The sequence below is a fragment of the Acidisphaera sp. L21 genome (assembly GCF_009765685.1).
Classification (GTDB): Bacteria; Pseudomonadota; Alphaproteobacteria; order Acetobacterales; family Acetobacteraceae; genus LMUY01.
In genome coordinates, this window is the sequence record NZ_LMUY01000112.1 from 1 (window position 1) to 3,380 (window position 3,380).

At 59.1% G+C, this 3,380-nt stretch carries 4 protein-coding genes; 3 read left to right on the top strand and 1 reads right to left on the bottom strand.

All coding sequences use genetic code 11. The features are described from left to right. Positions 1-426: MFS transporter (locus tag GSQ76_RS21750; RefSeq protein ID WP_174247383.1), on the bottom strand; the 426-nt coding region annotated here is incomplete at its 3' end. A 74-nt stretch (positions 427-500) separates the two neighbouring features. Between GSQ76_RS21750 and GSQ76_RS21755 the strand changes: the two genes are divergently transcribed. The 3 genes from GSQ76_RS21755 to GSQ76_RS31345 all read left to right on the top strand — a co-directional run. Beyond that, a complete protein-coding gene (locus GSQ76_RS21755; protein WP_158746218.1) occupies positions 501-1,715 on the top strand; it encodes a TCR/Tet family MFS transporter in 1,215 nt (404 codons plus the stop codon). An 82-nt stretch (positions 1,716-1,797) separates the two neighbouring features. After that, a complete protein-coding gene (locus tag GSQ76_RS21760) occupies positions 1,798-2,481 on the top strand; it encodes an HAD family hydrolase (protein WP_158746219.1) in 684 nt (227 codons plus the stop codon). Positions 2,482-3,171: 690 nt separating this feature from the next. After that, positions 3,172-3,380, top strand: a 209-nt coding sequence (locus GSQ76_RS31345) for a hypothetical protein (protein WP_216851213.1), incomplete at its 3' end; no start/stop codon positions are given.

Sequence of the window (3,380 nt, forward strand, 5' to 3'; positions counted from 1 at the left end):
GCCAACGATGAAAGCGGCCGACCCTGCCCCACGCACCCAACCGTAGCGGAACCGTTGGCCGTTCTGCGAGGATCCGAGCGCTAGGGCATCCGCAATGGGACTGAGCGGCGCCAGGACGGCAGCGTGTGCGACGCTGATCATGAGCAACATGAGCAATCCACGTGCGGGCGCATAGCCAAATGCAACAAGAGCAGATGCCGCTGTGAAACCAGCGAGCACTGTTGTCACCCGCCCGGTCTGGTCCGCCAATCGGCCGCCAAGCGGGCCAGCGAGCAGACGGATTGCCGTTCCGGCCGCAAGGACAATGCCCAACTGGTTTGGTCCAAGGCCATCCTGCTGCATGAGACCCGGTAGGAACGGAGACGCCACGCCAAAGGCGGCGAAGAGCGCCGAGTAGAATATGAGGAAGCGCGGCAGCGGTGACATGTCGGCTCTATCCATTGCGTGGATGCTAAGTGGCAGTTTCTACAAACGTTCCCGTCAGCACTGGAACCCGCCTTATGGTGGCGCTTTCCAGGTGCATGCGAAATCAGGCGCCTTCGGTCACGTTCGTCTTGGTGACCTTGGGACTCGATGCACTCGGCGTCGGCATTATTGCTCCTATCGTTCCAGGTCTCGTGCAGCAGCTTGGTCATCTCTCACCGGATCGGGCAGCGCCTTGGGTCGGTGCTTTATTGGCGGTCTACGCCGCCGTTCAGTTCTTTGCCGCGCCTCTTCTTGGTGGGTTAAGCGATCGTTTCGGGAGGCGTCCCGTCATTCTGGCCTCAGTCTTTGGATTGGGGTGCGACTACGTGCTTCTGGCCTTCTCGCCAAACCTCTGGTGGCTTTTTGCTGGACGCCTCGTCGCGGGCGCCACATCGGCGAATGTGGCGGCGGCGACTGCCTACATAGCCGACGTCTCACCCGAAGGCGACCGGCCTCGCCTCTATGGACTTGTCGGCGCCACCTTTGGCGCAGGCTTTGTCATTGGGCCCGCACTCGGTGGTCTAGCGGGGTCATTCGACCTGCGGCTGCCGTTTGTAATCGCCGCCGGTCTTTCCCTCGCCAATTTCTGCTTCGGGATCTTCGTTCTTCCGGAAAGCCTTGAGGGAAGCAGTCGTCGCGCCTTCGACTGGGCGCGCGTCAATCCCGTGAGGCAGCTACTCTCGGCGGCGAACGACCGCGAACTCGGTCGATTGGCCCTGGCTTGGTCCTGTACCTGGATCGGCCTAGGAGCCGTTCAAAGCAGTCTGGTCCTGTTTACAGGCTTCCGGTTCCACTGGGGCGCAGGTCTGAACGGCCTGGCGCTTGCCGGCGTGGGTTTGTCACAGGCTCTGGTAGAAGGACTTCTCCTACGACATGTCACCGCTCGGTTAGGCGAACGCCGGACAGCGGTGCTGGGCTACAGTGCCGGCGTCGCCGGCTATGGGACGCTTGCTTTGGCCTTCTCGGCATGGATGATGGCGCCGGCGGTCATGCTCGTTGCGCTGGGTGGTCTGGCAACGCCGTCGGTTCGATCCTTAGTGTCGGGGAAGGGCGATACAGACACCCAAGGCGAAATGCAGGGCTTGCTCGCCTCGGTAGAAAGCTTGACGGCAGTCGTCGCGCCCCTGCTGGCGGCAGGGCTGTTTTTCGCGTTTACGTCCAAGCTGCTTCCAGTGACTTTTGCGGGTGCCCCCTTTGTGTTTGCGGCAGCCTTCGCCGCCTTTGGTGTAACGCTCATGCGAAGGCTGTAGATCGGACAGTATGATCCCTTGACCGTACCGTTAGCAGCCCGCGCGCGTTAAACTGAGTGACCAACACCGAAAGGATCTACAAATGCCAAAAGCCGCCATATTCGACGTTGATGGCACGTTGGTCGACTCCGTCGACTTACATGCGAGTGCCTGGCAGGAGGCGTTAGTCAAGTTCGGACACGACGTCAGTTTTGAACAGGCACGCAGCCAAATCGGCAAGGGCGGCGACAAGCTGATCCCGGTATTCCTCTCCGAAGCTGAACAGAGTGACCATGGCGAAGAGATGGAAGAGTGGCGCGGTCAACTCTTCAAGTCGAAGTATCTACCAATGGTTCGGCCGTTCTCAGCGGTGCCAGAGCTCCTTCGTCGCGTCCATGACGCTGGCATGATGGTCGCGGTCGCTTCCTCTGCAAAGAAAACCGAGCTTGATATCTACCTTGAGATCGCAGGTGTTGCTAACTTAGTCGATGTGGCGACGTCTTCCGAAGACGCCGAGCACTCCAAGCCAGCGCCCGATATCTTCCAGGTCGCCTTGAAGAAGCTGAATATGCAAGGAGGCGAGGCAGTCGCCATCGGCGACACACCTTATGATGCAGAAGCCGCGGGCAAAGCTGCCATTAATACCATTGGTATGCTGTGCGGGGGCTTCGCCGAAGCCGACCTCCGTGAGAGCGGCTGTATTGCGGTGTATCCAGGACCGGGTGCGTTGCTATACTGCTTTGGGAAATCGCCACTTGCTAGGTGTCACAAGGCGCCGCTCTTCTGAGAATGCTAAGACATTTAGTGATGCCAGAGGGTCCATCTTCGTCACGTGGCGCACCTGGAGGGATCGGCCTCCGCATTGCCAGTTCAGGCCGTCTGCACCTGAAGCCGATTAGCGAGTTTGGTTTCATGCGAACCGGCTCGTTGCATCTACGAGAGGTCAACACCTGCGCCGCGAAGGGGAGCCGCCTCGCGGCTCACTCCGGGCACCACGGCCTTAGTGAGCGAGCTTTCTAGTGCATCAGCCAGTGCAATGGCCTGCGCAGATGTGAATAGCGTCACCCTTGCTAGGGCCTCGATAAACTTGGTGCGGTCAAAACTTGTCATCAGGATCCTAGCAGGCTGCGGAATAGCTGTGATTTGTACGTGCGCCAGACGTTAGTATCTGAGGCCGATCCAAGCTTTGACTACCCCCATGCCAGGCTTTGAGCATCTCTGTTACGTGTAAGTGACCGTCTTACGAGGCTCATGCGATCTTCAGTCGCAGATTCTGCCGTGCATCCTCGGATGCATCACGTTTGATTCATCGGCGACCCTCAGCCAAGAATGGCCAAAGCCAAGCTTAAGTGCGGCCTGGCTTCGGCACTCGGCTAGAGCAAACGGTTGAAGCGATGCAACCAACGTTTGATGCGGATGGCGACAGGTTTTGGTGAGGGCGCTTTGAGCGAGTTGCGGCCGGAGCTATATGCGCCCTGTGGACTTCAATATCGATCTGAGCGCTAGCGCCAACCTGCTCGGACGCATCGGCAGGAACTTCTTCAACGAAGTTGCTCCTTGTTGTAACAGACCAGGTTTTCGCGGCGTATTCGATGCCGGTGTTAAGGGGGGAGACCTCAAGGTCGCTCTCCAGATTACCGGTCGGTCAACGGGTGTCACCTCGAGCGATAGAACTCCATATTGGCG

Coding starts and splice junctions, on each gene's coding strand:
- GSQ76_RS21760 (WP_158746219.1), top strand. CDS start 1,798: ATGCCAAAAGCCGCCATATTCGACGTTGATGGCACGTTGGTCGACTCC.
- GSQ76_RS21755 (WP_158746218.1), top strand. CDS start 501: ATGGTGGCGCTTTCCAGGTGCATGCGAAATCAGGCGCCTTCGGTCACG.